The following is a 15,342-nucleotide window of genomic DNA, read 5'->3' on the forward strand; positions in this document are numbered from 1 at the left end:
GTCCCGGCTGGTCGATGTTCGATCGACCCTGAGCGAAGAGAACCGTCATGACGCAGACCGCACCGGCCGGAGACGAAAGCAGGAAGGCGCCGTTCTGGCGCGGCGAGTGGGCGTCCCTCGCGATGATGGTCCTGCTGCTGACCGTCGCCCGGACCTCGCTCGCCAACCATTACCAGGTGCCCAGCAGCTCGATGGAGCCGACCCTGATGCCCGGCGACCGGGTCGCGGTGAACATGATGGCCTACGGCCTGCGCGTGCCGTTCACCGATATCGAACTGATCGATCGCGGCGAACCGCAGCGCGGCGATGTGGTGGTGTTCAAATCGCCCGCCGACGGTACCCGGCTGATCAAGCGGCTGGTCGCGGTCGGCGGCGATACCGTCGCGCTGGTCGACGGCCGCCTGTGGATCGACGGCCAGCCGCTGCAGGATGCCGAAACCGGCGATATCGAACATTTCGGCCCGCGCGACGTGCATCTGAACCTGCGCGACGGCGGCGGCCCGGATGTCGCCACCAGCACGATTCCCGCAGGCATGGGGCTGGTGCTGGGCGACCATCGCGGCAACAGCGCGGACGGCCGATTCTTCGGGCTGGTGCCGCTGAAATCGCTCTACGGCAAGGCTTCGGCGGTGTATTACCGTAGCGGCGAAGGCTTCGGCTGGAAGCGGCTGTGAGGCGACGCTTGTGGGAGGGGCTTCAGCCCCGACGTATCGGCGGCAGTCGGGGCTGAAGCCCCTCCCACATGGGAATCCTGACGTTGCATGCGAACCATAGGGCCTGAAGGCCCTCCTATTCGTCGATCAACCCGCCGCCCGGCAGGAACTGCCAGGTGCGCACCACGTTGAGGATGTCCGGGTCTTCCGGCGTCTTCGGCAGTGGCGGGTAGGGTTCGGCCAGTTTCGCGATGCGCAGCGCGGCGTCGTCGAGCAGGGGAATGCCGCTGGACTGGACGATATCGGCCCGCTCCACCAAGCCGTTGCGGCGGATGCCGATGTTGATGACCACGGTGCCCGCCAGTTGCCTCCGCCGGGCTTCGTCCGGGTAATTGAGGTTGCCGACGCGCTCGGCGCGGTCGACCCAGGCGCGCAGATAGTTCGCCCACGCATATTCCTGGGTGCTGGCCGAGATGAATTTGCGGCTCGGGCGTTTGGCGTAGCGGGCCGAGCGCAGATGGATCTCGGCTGCCAGCCGCGCCATCGCCATATCGTGTTCGATCTTCTGCGGCCCGACGCGCTGCGGGGTCTCGGTGGCCTGCTGGACCCGGCTCGGGGCTGCCAGACGGGTGTCGCTGTTCGGACTGGCCACCACCCGCGCCTCAGGCGGCGGTTGCGGCGATGGCGACTGGGCCCGCACCGCCTGCGGCGCCACCCCGGTTTCGGTCTGCGGCACCGTGCCGGGCTGCGGGTCGCGCGGGCGGCTGGCCTTGTCGTGCTCGCCGCCGCCCTGATTGTTGGCCTGGGCGAGGAAATCCGCCTGCTTCTGGGTCAGCGGACTCTGGGTCTGGGTCAGGATCACGTCCAACATCGGCACCACCGGCGCTGCCCGCTCCAGCGCGAAACCCACGCCGAGGATCAACAGCCCGTGGAACAGCAACGACAGCACCAGGGTCGCCCCGAGGCGCTGGTCTTCGCCGATGTCCGGCGGCGGGGGCAGGGCTGCATTCGCTGCAGACATCGGTTAAGCCGTCGCTTCCAGCGCATCGAACAGCAGCCCGGCGATGTTCAGGCCGAACTGCTTGTCCAGCTCGCGGATGCAGGTCGGGCTGGTGACGTTGACCTCGGTCAGGTGGTCGCCGATCACGTCCAGCCCCACGAAACGCATGCCCCGGCGCCTCATCTCCGGACCGACCTGGGCCGCGATCCAGCGGTCGCGGTCGGTCAGCGGGCGGCCTTCGCCGCGCCCGCCGGCGGCAAGATTCCCTCTGAATTCATCGCCTTGCGGGATACGGGCGAGGCAATAGTCCACCGGCACGCCGTCGATCAACAGGATGCGTTTGTCGCCCTGCACGATTTCCGGCAGATAGCGCTGCACCATCACCAGGTGCGCGCCGCCGCCGGTCAGGGTCTCCAGGATCACGTTCAGGTTCGGGTCGCCGTCATGGGAGCGGAAGATCGAGCGCCCGCCCATGCCGTCGAGCGGCTTCAGCACCACTTCGCCGTGTTCGGCCGCGAATGCCTTCAGGGCAGGCGACTGTCGCGACACCAGGGTTGGCGGGCAGCACTGCGGGAATTCCAGCGCCGCGAGTTTTTCGTTGTGGTCGCGCAGCCCCTGCGGGTCGTTGACGACCAGCGCGCCGGTGCGCTGGGCGAAACTCAGGATATGGGTGTCGTGCAGGAAGTCGGCATCGACCGGCGGATCCTTGCGCATGAGGATCAGATCCGCGCGGCCCAGCGCACGGTGTGACAAAGGTCCGGTTTCAAACCAGCCTGCGGGGTCATCGCGTACAGTCAGCGGCGACACCTCGGCGCTCGCCGCGCCGCCGCGCATCGTCAATGTGCCGGGTGTGACGTAAAACAGCCGATAGTGACGCTGCTGGGCTTCGAGCAACATCGCAAATGTGGAGTCTTTCGCAATTTTGATCGACTCGATCGGGTCCATGACCACAAGCACGTCGCGCGCATGTTTCGACATAACGCTTCCACCTGCAACATTCGTCAGCTTGAATGGTAACAAGGCGACGTCGCCGAAGCCCGGGTTGTCGTTCATGGCTGGGAAATTGCTAACGTAAACTTGACAGTCCAGCGACAGACTGGGATATAGGTATCTGAAAATGATGACAAACCAGCAACACGGTCATCGAACGCCGGAGGCATGGGGAGAGGTGATGACGCAAGACGAGAATCCAGCCGGCGGCCTTCAGGGCTTGCGGGTGATGGTGATCGACGATTCAAAGACCATCCGGCGCACCGCCGAAACCCTGCTCAAGCGAGAAGGGGCGGAAGTGGTGACTGCGACCGATGGCTTCGAGGCCTTGGCCAAGATCGCGGACCAACATCCGCAGATCATTTTCGTCGACATCATGATGCCGCGCCTGGACGGCTACCAGACCTGTGCGTTGATCAAGAACAACCAGGTCTTCAAGCACACGCCGGTGATCATGCTGTCCTCCAAGGACGGCCTGTTCGACAAGGCGCGTGGCCGGATCGTGGGCTCGGAGCAATACCTGACCAAGCCCTTCACCCGCGAAGAGCTGATCGAAGCCATCCGCAAGCACGTCAACGCCTGACCGGGGGGACAGGCATTCCATGGCCCGCATTCTGCTGATCGAAGATTCGCCGACCGATACCGCGGTGCTTACGCGCCTGCTGGAGCGCCATGGCCATCAGGTCATCGCGTCCACCAGCGCCGAGGACGGCATCGACGTCTGCAAGCGCGAATTGCCGGATGTGGTGCTGATGGATGTCGTGCTGCCGGGCATGAATGGCTTCCAGGCCACCCGCGCGCTGTCGCGCGAACCGTCGACCAAGGCCATCCCGGTGTTGATCGTCAGCACCAAGGGCATGGATACCGATCGCGCCTGGGGCCTGCGCCAGGGCGCCAAGGACTACATCGTCAAACCGCCGAGCGAAGATGCGCTGATCGCCCGGATCGACCAACTGCTCGAGGGCCGCGCATGAGCGCAGACGACATGAGCATCGATCCCGGCGCCGATGAGGCTGCCCGCATCGATGCCGCTTTCATCGATGCGTTCGAGACCCTCGCCGAATACGAACGGCGCAGCCTCGCCCACGTCGCCGGCTTGCCGGAGCAATTGCAGGCCGCAGGCCTGTGGCGCGGCATCGGTTTCCGCATCGGCCAGCGCAAGCTGGTGTCGAACTACGAAGCGGTGGCGGAAATCCTGACCGTTCCACAGATCACCCCGGTACCCGGGGCGCACAGCTGGATGCTCGGCGTCGCCAACGTGCGCAGCAACCTGCTGCCGGTGGTGGACCTCAAACAGTTCCTCGAAGGCGCCCGTTCTGTGCTGCACGAGGGGCACCAGAAAGTGATGGTGCTGCGTCAGCCCGGTGGCGACGTGGCGGTGACCATCGACGAACTCTATGGCCAGCGCTCGTTCATGGACGAGCAGCAGGTCGAACCCGAAGGCCTGGCCGACGGGCGTTACGCCGGTTTCATCGACCGTGCATACCGGGTTGCGGACGACGTCTGGGGCGTTTTCAGCCTCGATCGTCTTGTGCGCACGCCCGAATTCCGACACGCAGCCGTCTGACGGCACACACTTTTCAACTGCAACCGTTCAAACGAGATCGAGGCGAGACATGAGCACTGTGATGGATAGCGTCGCCGGCAAAGGCCGCAGTCAGAGCACGACCCTGTGGCTGTGGGTCATGGCGATATCGCTAGTCCTCTTCGCGACCAACACGGGTTACGCCCTGTGGAAGACCGCGCGCTTCGGCGGCGCCAACACCTCCGCCTCGAATCTGCAGGTGAATTCGCAGAAGCTGGCCAACCTCGGCCGCGAGGCGATCAACGGCGACGCGGCGTCGTTCAAAGCCTTCGCCGCCACCAAGGAACAGATCGTCGCCGACGTGAAGGTCCTCAACGACCGCTTCGGCAACGCACCCGACGTGTCCGGTCCGATCAGCACCGTCACCTCGACGTGGACGCCGATGGGCAAGAACGCCGACCAGGTCATCGCTTCGGAGGCCGCGGTGCTCGCGTTGTCCAACAACGCCAAGCGCTTCACCGACCGCGTGCCCCAGCTTCAGGCGCAGCTCGACGAAGTGGTGCGCGCGATGTCCGCCAGCGGCGCGCCGTCCTCGCAGATCTACATCGCGCTGCGCCAGGTGGTGCTGGCCGCATCCATGGCCCGGCGCGTCGCCGAAATCCGCGCGGGCGGCCCCGGCGCCGCGCTTGCCGGCGATGCGCTCAACCGAGATGCGGGCGTGTTCGCCCAGGTGTTGAACGGCCTGCGCAACGGCGATCAGGCGATGAACGTACAGAAACTCAGCAACGCCGCAGCCCTGGGCGCGCTGAACCAGGCCAATGGCCAATGGGCCGAGATGAAGAAGGATCTCGATGCGATCCTGGCTTCGTCGCAGAGCCTGTTCCGCGCCCAGTCGGCCGCCACCGAATTGACCGCCGGCGCCGACCGCCTGCTCGGCGACAGCGAAAACCTGTTCCGCGCATTCACCGCATTCGGCTCGCTGCGCGACACCAGTTTTCTCGGCAACATCTGGGTCAGCATCATTTCCGGCCTGGCCGCATTGGCCTCGATCATCTTCCTGGCGCTCGGTCTGAGCCGCGCGCAGAAAAACCGGTTCGAGAGTTCGATGGAACTCAACAACCGCAACCAGGAGGCGATCATGCGCCTGCTGGACGAAATGGGTTCGCTCGCGGAAGGCGATCTCACCGTGAAGGCGACCGTGACCGAGGATATGACCGGCGCGATCGCGGACTCGATCAACTTCGCGGTCGAACAGCTCCGCAGCCTGGTGCAGACCATCAACGACACCTCGGTGCAGGTGGCCTCCAGCGCGCAGGAAACCCAGGCGACCGCGATGCATCTGGCCGAAGCCGCCGAGCATCAGGCGCAGCAGATCAACACCGCGACCAGCCGCATCAACGAAATCGCGACCTCGATCGGCCAGGTGTCGCGCAACTCCGCCGAATCCGCGGACGTGGCGCAGCGCTCCGTGGAACTCTCCACCAAGGGTGCCGGCGTGGTGCGCCAGACGATCGTCGGCATGGACTCGATCCGCGGCCAGATCCAGGAAACCTCGAAGCGAATCAAGCGTCTGGGCGAAAGCTCGCAGGAAATCGGCTCGATCGTCGAACTCATCAACGACATTTCGGAACAGACCAACATCCTCGCGCTGAACGCCGCCATCCAGGCGGCCTCGGCCGGCGAGGCGGGCCGCGGATTCGCGGTGGTGGCCGACGAAGTGCAGCGACTCGCGGAACGCACCTCCAACGCGACCAAGCGAATCGAAGCGCTGGTGCAGACCATTCAGGCCGATACCAACGAAGCAGTGAGCTCGATGGAGCAGACGACCTCCGAAGTGGTCGCCGGCGCAAGACTGGCCGAGGACGCGGGTACCGCGCTTGGCGAAATCGAAACGGTGTCGAACACGCTCGCGAGCCTGATTCAGGGCATCTCCAGCGCCGCGCAGCAGCAGTCCGCCGCGGCGACGGATATCACCCAGACGATGACCACGATTCAATCGATCACCGCGCAGACCTCGGAGGGTGCGAACCAGACCGCCGAGTCGATCGGAAATCTCGCGCAACTGGCGGCCGATCTGCGCCGTTCGGTCGCCGACTTCAAGCTCCCGGTCTGATCCGACGAATCGCTGCGGAGCACTAGCGAGATGATCCGAATGTTTTCCGATCTTGAAACCCGACGCGCCGGCGCCGGTGGGGGCGCACGATGACGGCCCTCCACGAGGCGATCGAATACAGCGCGCTGGGCTGGGTCAAACCCGAGCTCGACGAGACCCTGCGCCTGGTCCGCGTCGAGGTCGAAGGCTTCGCCGACGATCCGACCGACACCAGCCGCATGCGTGTCTGCACCGAACTGCTGCACCAGGTGCAGGGCACCCTGCGCATGGTGGAGCTTTACGCCCCGGCGATGGTCGCCGAAGAAATGGAGCGGCTGTCGGTCGCGTTGCAGAACGGCGAAGGCGTCGCCGGTCATGCGCTCGATCGCGACGTCGCCTGTTCCGCGCTGATGCGCGGCGTGGTGTTGTTGCCGGATTATCTCGAGCGTCTGCAGAGCGGCCACAAGGAAATTTCGATCGTCCTGTTGCCGATGCTCAACGAACTGCGCGCCGCCCGTGGCGACGCCGGCCTGAGCGAAAGCGTACTGTTCGTACCCGATCTCGACCGTGCGTTGCCGCCGTCGCTGCCGCGCGCGGCCCCGCAGTCGGCCGCCGCCCGCGCCAACGAAGTCGCGCCGCATCTCGCGCGTTTGCGCGATGCGCTGCGCGCATGGCCGGAACAGGGCACGCCGGGCGACACCGAAGGCCTGCACTTCGCGGCCGAAGCCTTGCTCGCCCGCACCGCCGACGAATCCCAGCGCCGCATGCTGTGGGTGGCTTCGATGGTCGCCGGCGCGCTGCGCGATGGTGCGATGACGTCCAGCGCCGGCCTGCGCCAGGCGTTCGCCAGCGTCGATCGCGAAACGCGCGGCGCGTTCAACCAAAGCGGATTCGATGCGCCGCGGCCCGATGCCGCGCTCGAACCGACCCGCCAGCTGCTGTATCACGTCGCGCACAGCGAATCGGTGCATCCGGCGCTGATGAAGCTGCGTGAAGTGTTCGATCTGGACGCGCTGCGCCCGACCGAATCCGAACTCGACCATGCCCGCGGCAGCGTCGCCGGCCGCAATCGTTCGCTGCTCGATACGGTCGCTGCGGCGGTGAAGGAAGACCTGCTGCGCGTGAAGGATGCGCTCGATCTTTATCTGCGCACCAGCCAGAACGATCCGGCCGCTCTGCAGCCGCAGGCGGAAGCGCTGCAGCGCGTTTCCGACACCCTCGGCATGCTCGGCCTCGGCCTCGCGCGCACGCTTGTGCAGCAACAGCGCGATGCAATGCAGGAAATCGTCGACAGCAAGCGCAAGGCCGACGAAACCGCGCTGCTCGATATCGCTGGCGCGCTGCTGTACGTCGACGCTTCGCTCGACGATCAGGTCGCGCGTCTGGCCAGCGGCGACGGCGCCGACACCGAGGAAGATCTCGCCGGTGCCGAAGCCCGCAAGGTGCTCGATGTGCTCGTGCGCGAAGCGATCACCAACTTCGCGTCCGCGCGCCAGGCGTTCGATGCGTTCGTCGAAACCAGTTGGAACCATGCCGAACTGGCGCCGGTGCCGAAACTCCTGCGCGACGTGTCCGGCGCGCTGAATATCCTTGAGTTGCCGCAGCCGGCGCAGTATCTCGACGGCGTGCGGATGTACACCGAAGTCGAACTGCTCGACCGCCACCGCATCCCCAACGGCCGCCAGCTCGACACCTTCGCGGATGCGCTCGCCAGTCTCGAGTACTACCTCGAAGCGTTGCGTGACCGGCGTGCCACGCGCGACGATATTCTCGACATCACCCGCAACAGTCTCGAAACGCTCGGCTATTGGCCGCTGCCGGCCGAGCGTGCCGTGGCGCCCGTGGTCGAGGCGCCCGCTTTCGCTCCGAGGGTCGCCGAAGCCGCGCCTGGAATCCCCGTTTCCATGCCGGAACCGGTCGAGTCGTCCATCGCCGAAACGACGCACGCCGAGCAGTTCAGCGTCGCGCCGCCTGCGGAAGAACGGTTCGTTGAAGAACTGCTTGTTGAAGCGCGCCTTGTTGAAGAGCCGCTTGTTCAAGAACAACCGGCTCAACAAGAGCCCGTTCACGAAGAGCAGGTTCACGAAGAGCAGGTTCAAGCGGCGCTGGTTCCAGAACTGCCGGCTCATGAGCTGCCTGTCCGAGAACAGTTCGTCGAAGAGGCGCTTGTCGACGGACCTGCAGTCGAAGAGCCTGCCGTTGAAGAGCTTGCGGTCGAAGAGCCTGAGGCCGTTGCAGCGGAACCGCCGGCTGCGCCTTTCGTTCCGTTGTTCCTGCCTCCGCGCGAAACCGCGCCCGCACCGGCGCGCGACGAAACCCCGCCTGCGCCTGCGGCCGTACCGGTACAGGTGTCGACCGGCTTCGACACGACCAGCGACGATATCGACGACGAAATCCGCGAAATCTTCCTCGAAGAATTCGAAGAGGAAATCGCCAACCTCGGACAGCTGTTGCCGGCCTGGAAGGCCGATCCCGGCAATATCGAACGGCTGCAGCCGGTGCGCCGCGTGTTCCACACGCTCAAGGGCAGCGGCCGTCTGGTCGGCGCCAAGACGCTCGGCGAGTTCAGCTGGAAGATCGAGAACATGCTGAACCGGGTGCGCGACGGGCATCGCCCGGCGACGTCGCCGGTGATCGCGATCGTCGAGCAGGCCTATGTGGCCTTGCCGCAATTGCATGCAGCGCTGCGCGGCGATGGTGCCGTCACGACCGATCTGCGCGCGATCGAAGCCTTCGCCGACCGTATCGCCGGTGGCGAGGAAGTGATGCCGATGGCGGCAGCCGCCAAAGCCGTCGAGGCCGCGCCGGTCGTTGCCTTCGAGGCGGTGGTGGCGGATTTCACGGCCGGTGCGCTCATCGAAAGCGAAGACGAAGGCATTCCGGTCAGCGTCGACGCGGTCCTGTTCGAAATCCTGCAAGCGGAAGTCGGCGGACATCTCAATACGATCGACGGTTGGCTGGCGCGTGCGCACGGGACGCAAGCCGTCGCCGATGAGCCGCTGGTGCGTGCGATCCACACCATGAACGGCGCATTCGCGATGACCGAAGTGCCGTCGATCACCGATGCGCTGACGCCGGCCGAGGGTTACGTGCGTCGTCTGCTCGCATCTGCGGGTGCGGCCGACGCAGAAGGCGTGGCCGCGATCGCCGAGTTGACCCACCGCGTCCGCGATACCATCGCTGCGTTGTCGACAGCAGGCGGCCGAGTGCCGCATTGCGATGCGCTCGCCGCGCGTTTCGTCGAGTTGCGCGATCGCCTGCCCGAATCCAGGCCGGTCAGCGCGGTCGATGAGCCGCTCGAGTACAAGCACGACGAGACCCATGCGTCTCGCGACATCGAACTCACCGATCTCGATCTCAGCGCATACGGGAATTTCGATGTTGCGCCGCCAGCGCCGCCTGTCGTCGAGACGGTGGGCGCCGACCCGCAGCTTGAAGTCATGCCCTTGGACAGCGACATCGAAGATGAATTGGCGCGCCTGCTTGGCCAGTCGGTAGTCGCGCCCGCCGCGACCTTGACGCCGACCGAAGCCGACGCGGGCGTTGCGACCGATCCGGAAGACGCCAAACGCCTGTTGGCGCTGATGGAGTCTTACGAAGCCGAACGTCTCGAAGCAGAACGCCTCGAAGCCGAGCGTCTCGAAGCGGAACGCCTCGAGGCCGAACACCTTGAAGCCGAACGTCTCGAAGTCGAGCGTCTCGAAGCGGAACGCCTCGAGGCCGAACGCCTTGAAGTCGAGCGTCTCGAAGCGGAACGCCTTGAAGCCGAGCGTCTCGAAGCCGAACGCCTCGAAGTCGAGCGTCTCGAAGCCGAGCGTCTCGAAGCCGAACGCCTTGAAGCCGAGCGTCTCGAAGCCGAACGCCTTGAAGCCGAGCGTCTCGAAGCCGAACGCCTCGAAGTCGAGCGTCTCGAAGCCGAACGTCTCGAAGCGGAACGCCTTGAAGCGGAACGCCTTGAAGCGGAACGCCTTGAAGCCGAACGCCTTGAAGCCGAACGCGCCGAAATTGAACGTCTTGAAGCCGAGCGTCTCGAAGCTGCGCTTCGCGGGCAGGGTGCGCAGGACTTCGACACCCAGGAAGAAGAACGCCTGGAAGCCGAAAGCCGCGAAGCGGAACTGCTCGAAGCCGAGCGCCTGCTCGCTGAAGGCGGCGAGCCGGAGCCGGGCGAGCATATCGAGTTGCCGGCGTTTGCCGATTTCGGCGAGATTCCCCAGCCGATCCCGCTGGTCGACGCGATTGCGCCCGACCCGGTGGCCGCGAATACGGCGCCGACGGTGTTGACCGGCGCGAGCGTGATCGATCCGGATATCGGGCTGGACATGTCCGATCTCGATTCCGACCTCGTCGATATCTTCGTCGAGGAAGGACACGATCTGCTCGATCACTCCGACCAGATGCTGGTGCGTCTGCGCGAGCGCCCGGACGAACGCGAAGCGATCATCGGTCTGCAGCGCGATCTGCATACGCTCAAGGGTGGCGCGCGCATGGCCGGCATCATGGCCATCGGCGAACTCGGCCATGCCATGGAATCGCTGCTCGAAGCGGCGGCCGAGCATCGCCTGCAGCTCGAAAAACAGGATATTCCGCTGCTGGAGCGCGGCTTCGACCGTTTGCACACCATGGTCACCCGCGTCGGCGACCGACGTGCGGTGGCGATGCCGGACATCCTGATCACCGCCTTCGATGCCCGGGCCATCGGCATCCCCGTCGAGTTGCCCGCAGAGGCGCCGCTCGATGCACGGGGCGATGTCGAGGCAGTCCACGTCGAAGAGGCTTTCCTCGACGCGGTGTCCGAAGACGCATCGACCGCTGGAACGCATGCGTCCGGCTCGCCCGACGCCGAAGCGATCTCCGTCGAGGAGATTTCCCTGGGCGACTACGCTTTCGAAGATTTCACCTTCGATGCGCCGGCACGGGAAGTGCCTGCAGACGACGTCGCCCTTGTCGAAGACAGCATCGACACCACCGTGGTCGAAGTGGCCGTGGTCGATACGACCGCGCTCGAAGCCGGCGAACTCGCCGAACCGACGCTGGTCGAACAGACCTTCATCGAAGACGCCAACGTCGACGATGCCATCGTCAGCTTGGTCGCGTCGCCTGAAGTGGCTGAGCATGCCGCTGCCGATGAGGCCGTTGCCGACGCCGCGAACGAAGCGGTCGTCGATGCCGCCCTTCCGTCGGCGCAGAGTTATGCAGCGCTGCCCGCGCTGAAGCCGTTGTCCGTACCGATGGAGTTCGGCGTGAGCGCCGACGACGACGTCGGTCTGCGCGGTTCGCAGGAACAGGTGCGCGTCCGCGCAGAACTGCTCGACCGCCTGGTGAACTACGCCGGTGAAGTCGCGATCTATCGCTCGCGCCTCGAACAGCAGCTCGGTGCGTTCCGTGGCGCCACCGCCGAAATGGAGCAGACCAATACGCGTCTGCGCGACCAGTTGCGCCGTCTCGATATCGAAACCGAAGCGCAGATCATCGCGCGCTACCAGCGCGAGGGCGAAACCCGCGACGCGACCTTCGACCCGCTGGAACTCGACCGCTTCTCCAACCTGCAGCAGCTGTCGCGCGCGCTCGCGGAAACCGCGGCCGACCTGGGCAGCCTGCACAACACGCTCGACGATCTGACCCAGGGTTACGAAACGCTGCTGCTGCAACAGTCCCGCGTGAGTTCGGAACTGCAGGAAGGTCTGATGCGCACCCGCATGGTGCCGTTCGACACCGTGGTTCCGCGCCTGCGTCGCGTGCTGCGCCAGGCGGCGACCGACACCGGCAAGCAGGTCCAGCTCAAGCTCGACGGCGCGCAGGGCGAACTCGACCGCAACGTGCTGGAGCGCATGACCGCGCCGCTGGAGCACATGCTCCGCAATGCGATGGCGCACGGCCTCGAAAAACCCGCCAAGCGCAAACAGGCCGGCAAGCCCGAAGAGGGCACGGTCACCATCGCGGTGCGCAAGGAAGGTTCGGAAGTCGTGCTGCAGATCAGCGACGACGGCGCTGGCCTCGACCGCAAGGCGATCCGCGAACGCGGCGAAACCCGTGGTCTCGTGCGCAAGGGCGTCGCCCTGTCCAACGCGCAGTTGGATGCGCTGATCCTCGAGCCCGGCTTCTCCACCGCCGAGGAAGTGAGCCGGCTCGCCGGCCGTGGCGTCGGCATGGACGTGGTCGCCAGCGAAGTGCGCCAGCTCGGCGGTACGCTCGACATCCAGTCCGAGCGGAGCGTCGGCACGGTCTTCACGCTGCGCCTGCCGCAGACCCTCGCGGTCACCCAGGCGGCGTTCGTGCGCATCGGCGAAACCACGTTCGCGGTGCCGATCGCATCGGTCCGAGGCGTCGGCCGAATCCGTCGCGAGGAACTGACGAAGGGAGACCTCACCAGTTACCGCTACGGCAACGAAGAGTATGTGCTGCACGATCTCGGCAAGCTGCTCGGCCACGCGCCGGCGAAAGCCGAAGGCCAGCTGCAGATGCCGCTGCTGCTCACCCGTTCGGGCGATCTGCACATCGCGGTGACCGTGGACCAGATCATCGGCAACCGCGAAATCGTGGTGAAGCCGATCGGCCCGCAGGTCGCGTCGATTCCAGGCATCTTCGGCGCCACCATCATGGGCGACGGCAGCGTCATGGTGATCCTCGACATCGCGCCGCTGGTGCGCCGTCAGGCCGCGCTGCTGCCGGAGGTCGAAGAGGAAGCGCAACTGCCCGCCGCCGAACAGCGCGCGGTACCGCTGGTCATGGTGGTCGACGACTCGATCACCATGCGCAAGGTGAGCAGCCGCGTACTCGAGCGCAACAACTTCGAAGTGGTCACCGCGAAAGACGGCATCGATGCCCTGGAACGCATGGTCGATCGCGTACCGGACCTGATGCTGCTCGATATCGAAATGCCGCGCATGGACGGCTACGAGCTGGCGACCGCGATGAAGGCCGATCCACGCCTGGCCAATGTGCCGATCATCATGATCACCTCGCGTACCGGCGACAAACACCGCCAGCGCGCGATGGATATCGGCGTCAATCGCTACCTCGGCAAGCCTTATCAGGAAAACGAGCTGATGCGCAACGTGTTCTCCCTGCTGGAAGCGGTGAGGTCCGATGCCTGACCAGTTCTCCAGGGAATCGATGCCGCGTGTCGTGCTGCTGGCGCGCGCAGGCAAGGCCGCCGACAACATCGCCGATGCGCTCCGCCAGGCGGGCGCCAGGCTGGTGCTGGTCGCCGATCCGTCGCAGACCGACGAAGCCGCGTTGCGCGCGCACGATCCGCAGGTCGTCCTGATCGCGCTGGAACCGAGTATCGAAAACGCGCTCGAAAAATTCGATGCGCTGTTGACGGATCCGAACCTGACCGTCATCTACGACGAAGCCGATCTCGCCGCGCATCGCGCCGGCTGGGATGCGGCGCGTTGGGTTCGCCATCTCTCGGCGAAACTGCGCCACGACACCAACGTGCTGCCGCCCGGAACCGAAAGCGACCAGGATTGGCAACCGTCTCCGGGATGGACTTCGAAACCTGCGGCGGCCTATGCCGACATGGATCTCGCGGCCTTCACCCGGGAAGCTGCGGCCAGCGCGGACAGCGTGCCCAGCGACGGCATGCCGGCGGAGTACACGCCGAGCATGCACGATGCGCTGTCGCTGGATACGACGCTGCTCGATGCGATTCCCGTATTGCATCCGGTATCGCCACCGGCACCCCCGTCGCCTGCGGTGTTCGAGATCGATACTTTCGAGATCGAATCGTTCGAAGCCGCATCGCTGGATGCCGCTGCTTCCGGGTCGGCCGCTTCCGGGCGGATCGAGTTGGATGCGGTCGAATCGGATGTGGTCGAATCGGATGTGGTCGAATCGGATGCGGTCGAGTTGGGCGAGTCGTCGATGGACGGCATGTCCACCGAACGCCCATCTCCGGAAAGCATGCAATTCGGGAGCGCGCGGATCGAAAGCATGCAAATCGAGAGCATGCAGATCGAGAGCATGCAGATCGAAAGCGTGGAACTCGAGGACATGCAGATCGAACGCATGCCCCTCGATGCGGTGCAGTTCGAGGAGGATGCCGATAGGGCGTCACCGACAGGCAGCGTGTCGCCGATGAATCTCGACGACGATGCGTTCTTCCTCGAAGAACTCTCGCTCGATGCTCCGGTGTCGGACGGTCGCGACATCCCGCCGATGCAATTCGATGGCGGTTTCGATACGGATCTCGATTTCGAGGGCGATGTCGAGCCCGATCTGGACTCGGTGTCGGCAACCGCCGCCACGCCGCGCGTGTTCGAAGAAGTGTTGTCCTTCGAAGCGGCGATGGCCGAGCGCATGCCCGCACCCGAAGTGGAGTCTGCGCCGTCTGCTGCCGAGCGCGCGCCGTCGGAAAGGCTCGACGGATTCCTGTCGGGGACCATGTCGCTGGCGTCGGTGGATGAATCGCCCACCGTCGTCGAAAAGCCGGCAGCCGGACAGCGCGTGCACGACCTCTCGGCGCTTGAAGCGCGCATCTCCAACCTGTCGCTGGTCGACCTGGACGATGCTGCATCGGACAAGTCGGGCGTGGCCGGCTTCGGTGGCGAAGTCACGGGGGTCGTGCTGGTGGAAGCCGGTCTTGGCGGCCCCGATCCCGCGCGCCAGCTGCTGTCGTCGATACCCGCCGAATTTCCTGCGGTCGTGCTGGTGCGTCTGCATCTGCAGGGCGGTCGCTACGACCGGCTGGTCGCGCAGATGGAGCGGGCGGCGGCGTTGCCGGTCGCATTGGCCCAGAACGGCGCCGACGCGACGCCCGGCACCATCTATTTCCTGCCCGACGGCATCGGTCTGGCCGCGCATCGCGGCGGACTGGAATTCACCGCGGATGGCGCGCCCGCCGAAGCGATCTTCGACGCATTGCCTGCTGGCAACAGCGCGGTCGTGTTTCTCAGCGGCAGCGATCCGCAACTGGTCGATACCGCAATGACCGCCGGTGCGCGCGGTTCGCTGGTCATCGCACAGTCGGCGGAAGACTGTTACGACGGCATCGCCTGCGCCGAGTTGCGCAAACGCGGCGCCGCCTCCGGACTGCCCGCTGAACTCGCCGGCCGACTCGCGTCGCGCTGGCCCAGCTGAT

The 15,342-nt window shown here is 65.6% G+C and carries 9 protein-coding genes; 7 read left to right on the forward strand and 2 right to left on the reverse strand.

Features of this window, described 5'->3' with window-relative positions; all coding sequences use genetic code 11:
* Nucleotides 1-47: 47 nt before the first annotated feature.
* On the forward strand, nucleotides 48-674 hold the full coding sequence (gene lepB / locus HOP03_12565) for a signal peptidase I (GenBank protein ID NOT88999.1): 627 nt from the start codon (nucleotides 48-50) through the stop codon (nucleotides 672-674).
* 115 nt (nucleotides 675-789) lie between these two features.
* On the opposite strand, the gene HOP03_12570 is transcribed toward lepB, so the two are convergent.
* Nucleotides 790-1,674, reverse strand: coding sequence for an energy transducer TonB (locus HOP03_12570; protein NOT89000.1), 885 nt, complete (start codon nucleotides 1,672-1,674; stop codon nucleotides 790-792).
* 3 nt (nucleotides 1,675-1,677) lie between these two features.
* On the reverse strand, nucleotides 1,678-2,631 hold the full coding sequence (gshB, locus tag HOP03_12575) for a glutathione synthase (protein ID NOT89001.1): 954 nt from the start codon (nucleotides 2,629-2,631) through the stop codon (nucleotides 1,678-1,680).
* A 193-nt stretch (nucleotides 2,632-2,824) separates the two neighbouring features.
* Here gshB and HOP03_12580 point away from each other — a divergent pair, with 193 nt between their 5' ends.
* From HOP03_12580 to HOP03_12605, 6 genes are all read left to right on the forward strand, one after another.
* Complete coding sequence (locus HOP03_12580) at nucleotides 2,825-3,226, forward strand: response regulator (protein ID NOT89002.1); 402 nt, start codon at nucleotides 2,825-2,827, stop codon at nucleotides 3,224-3,226.
* Between the two features lie 19 nt (nucleotides 3,227-3,245).
* Nucleotides 3,246-3,617, forward strand: a complete 372-nt coding sequence (locus tag HOP03_12585; protein NOT89003.1) for a response regulator — start codon at nucleotides 3,246-3,248, stop codon at nucleotides 3,615-3,617.
* Nucleotides 3,618-3,628: 11 nt separating this feature from the next.
* Nucleotides 3,629-4,210: a purine-binding chemotaxis protein CheW gene (locus HOP03_12590; GenBank protein ID NOT89004.1), complete on the forward strand. Its 582-nt coding sequence runs from the start codon at nucleotides 3,629-3,631 to the stop codon at nucleotides 4,208-4,210.
* 49 nt (nucleotides 4,211-4,259) lie between these two features.
* On the forward strand, nucleotides 4,260-6,281 hold the full coding sequence (locus tag HOP03_12595; GenBank protein ID NOT89005.1) for a methyl-accepting chemotaxis protein: 2,022 nt from the start codon (nucleotides 4,260-4,262) through the stop codon (nucleotides 6,279-6,281).
* 89 nt (nucleotides 6,282-6,370) lie between these two features.
* Nucleotides 6,371-13,354, forward strand: a complete 6,984-nt coding sequence (locus HOP03_12600) for a response regulator (protein NOT89006.1) — start codon at nucleotides 6,371-6,373, stop codon at nucleotides 13,352-13,354.
* The gene (locus HOP03_12605; protein NOT89007.1) at nucleotides 13,347-15,341 is read left to right on the forward strand and encodes a hypothetical protein; all 1,995 of its coding nucleotides are present in this window, start codon (nucleotides 13,347-13,349) and stop codon (nucleotides 15,339-15,341) included. Before HOP03_12600 ends, HOP03_12605 begins: the two co-directional genes overlap by 8 nt.
* Nucleotide 15,342: the final 1 nt, after the last annotated feature.

This window comes from Lysobacter sp. (assembly GCA_013141175.1).
GTDB lineage: Bacteria > Pseudomonadota > Gammaproteobacteria > Xanthomonadales > Xanthomonadaceae > Lysobacter_I.

What these genes read in the sequence shown, in the direction of transcription:
- lepB (NOT88999.1), top strand. Translation starts at nt 48, where the DNA reads ATGACGCAGACCGCACCGGCCGGAGACGAAAGCAGGAAGGCGCCGTTC.
- HOP03_12570 (NOT89000.1), bottom strand. Translation starts at nt 1,674, where the DNA reads ATGTCTGCAGCGAATGCAGCCCTGCCCCCGCCGCCGGACATCGGCGAA.
- gshB (NOT89001.1), bottom strand. Translation starts at nt 2,631, where the DNA reads ATGTCGAAACATGCGCGCGACGTGCTTGTGGTCATGGACCCGATCGAG.
- HOP03_12580 (NOT89002.1), top strand. Translation starts at nt 2,825, where the DNA reads ATGACGCAAGACGAGAATCCAGCCGGCGGCCTTCAGGGCTTGCGGGTG.
- HOP03_12585 (NOT89003.1), top strand. Translation starts at nt 3,246, where the DNA reads ATGGCCCGCATTCTGCTGATCGAAGATTCGCCGACCGATACCGCGGTG.
- HOP03_12590 (NOT89004.1), top strand. Translation starts at nt 3,629, where the DNA reads ATGAGCATCGATCCCGGCGCCGATGAGGCTGCCCGCATCGATGCCGCT.
- HOP03_12595 (NOT89005.1), top strand. Translation starts at nt 4,260, where the DNA reads ATGAGCACTGTGATGGATAGCGTCGCCGGCAAAGGCCGCAGTCAGAGC.
- HOP03_12600 (NOT89006.1), top strand. Translation starts at nt 6,371, where the DNA reads ATGACGGCCCTCCACGAGGCGATCGAATACAGCGCGCTGGGCTGGGTC.
- HOP03_12605 (NOT89007.1), top strand. Translation starts at nt 13,347, where the DNA reads ATGCCTGACCAGTTCTCCAGGGAATCGATGCCGCGTGTCGTGCTGCTG.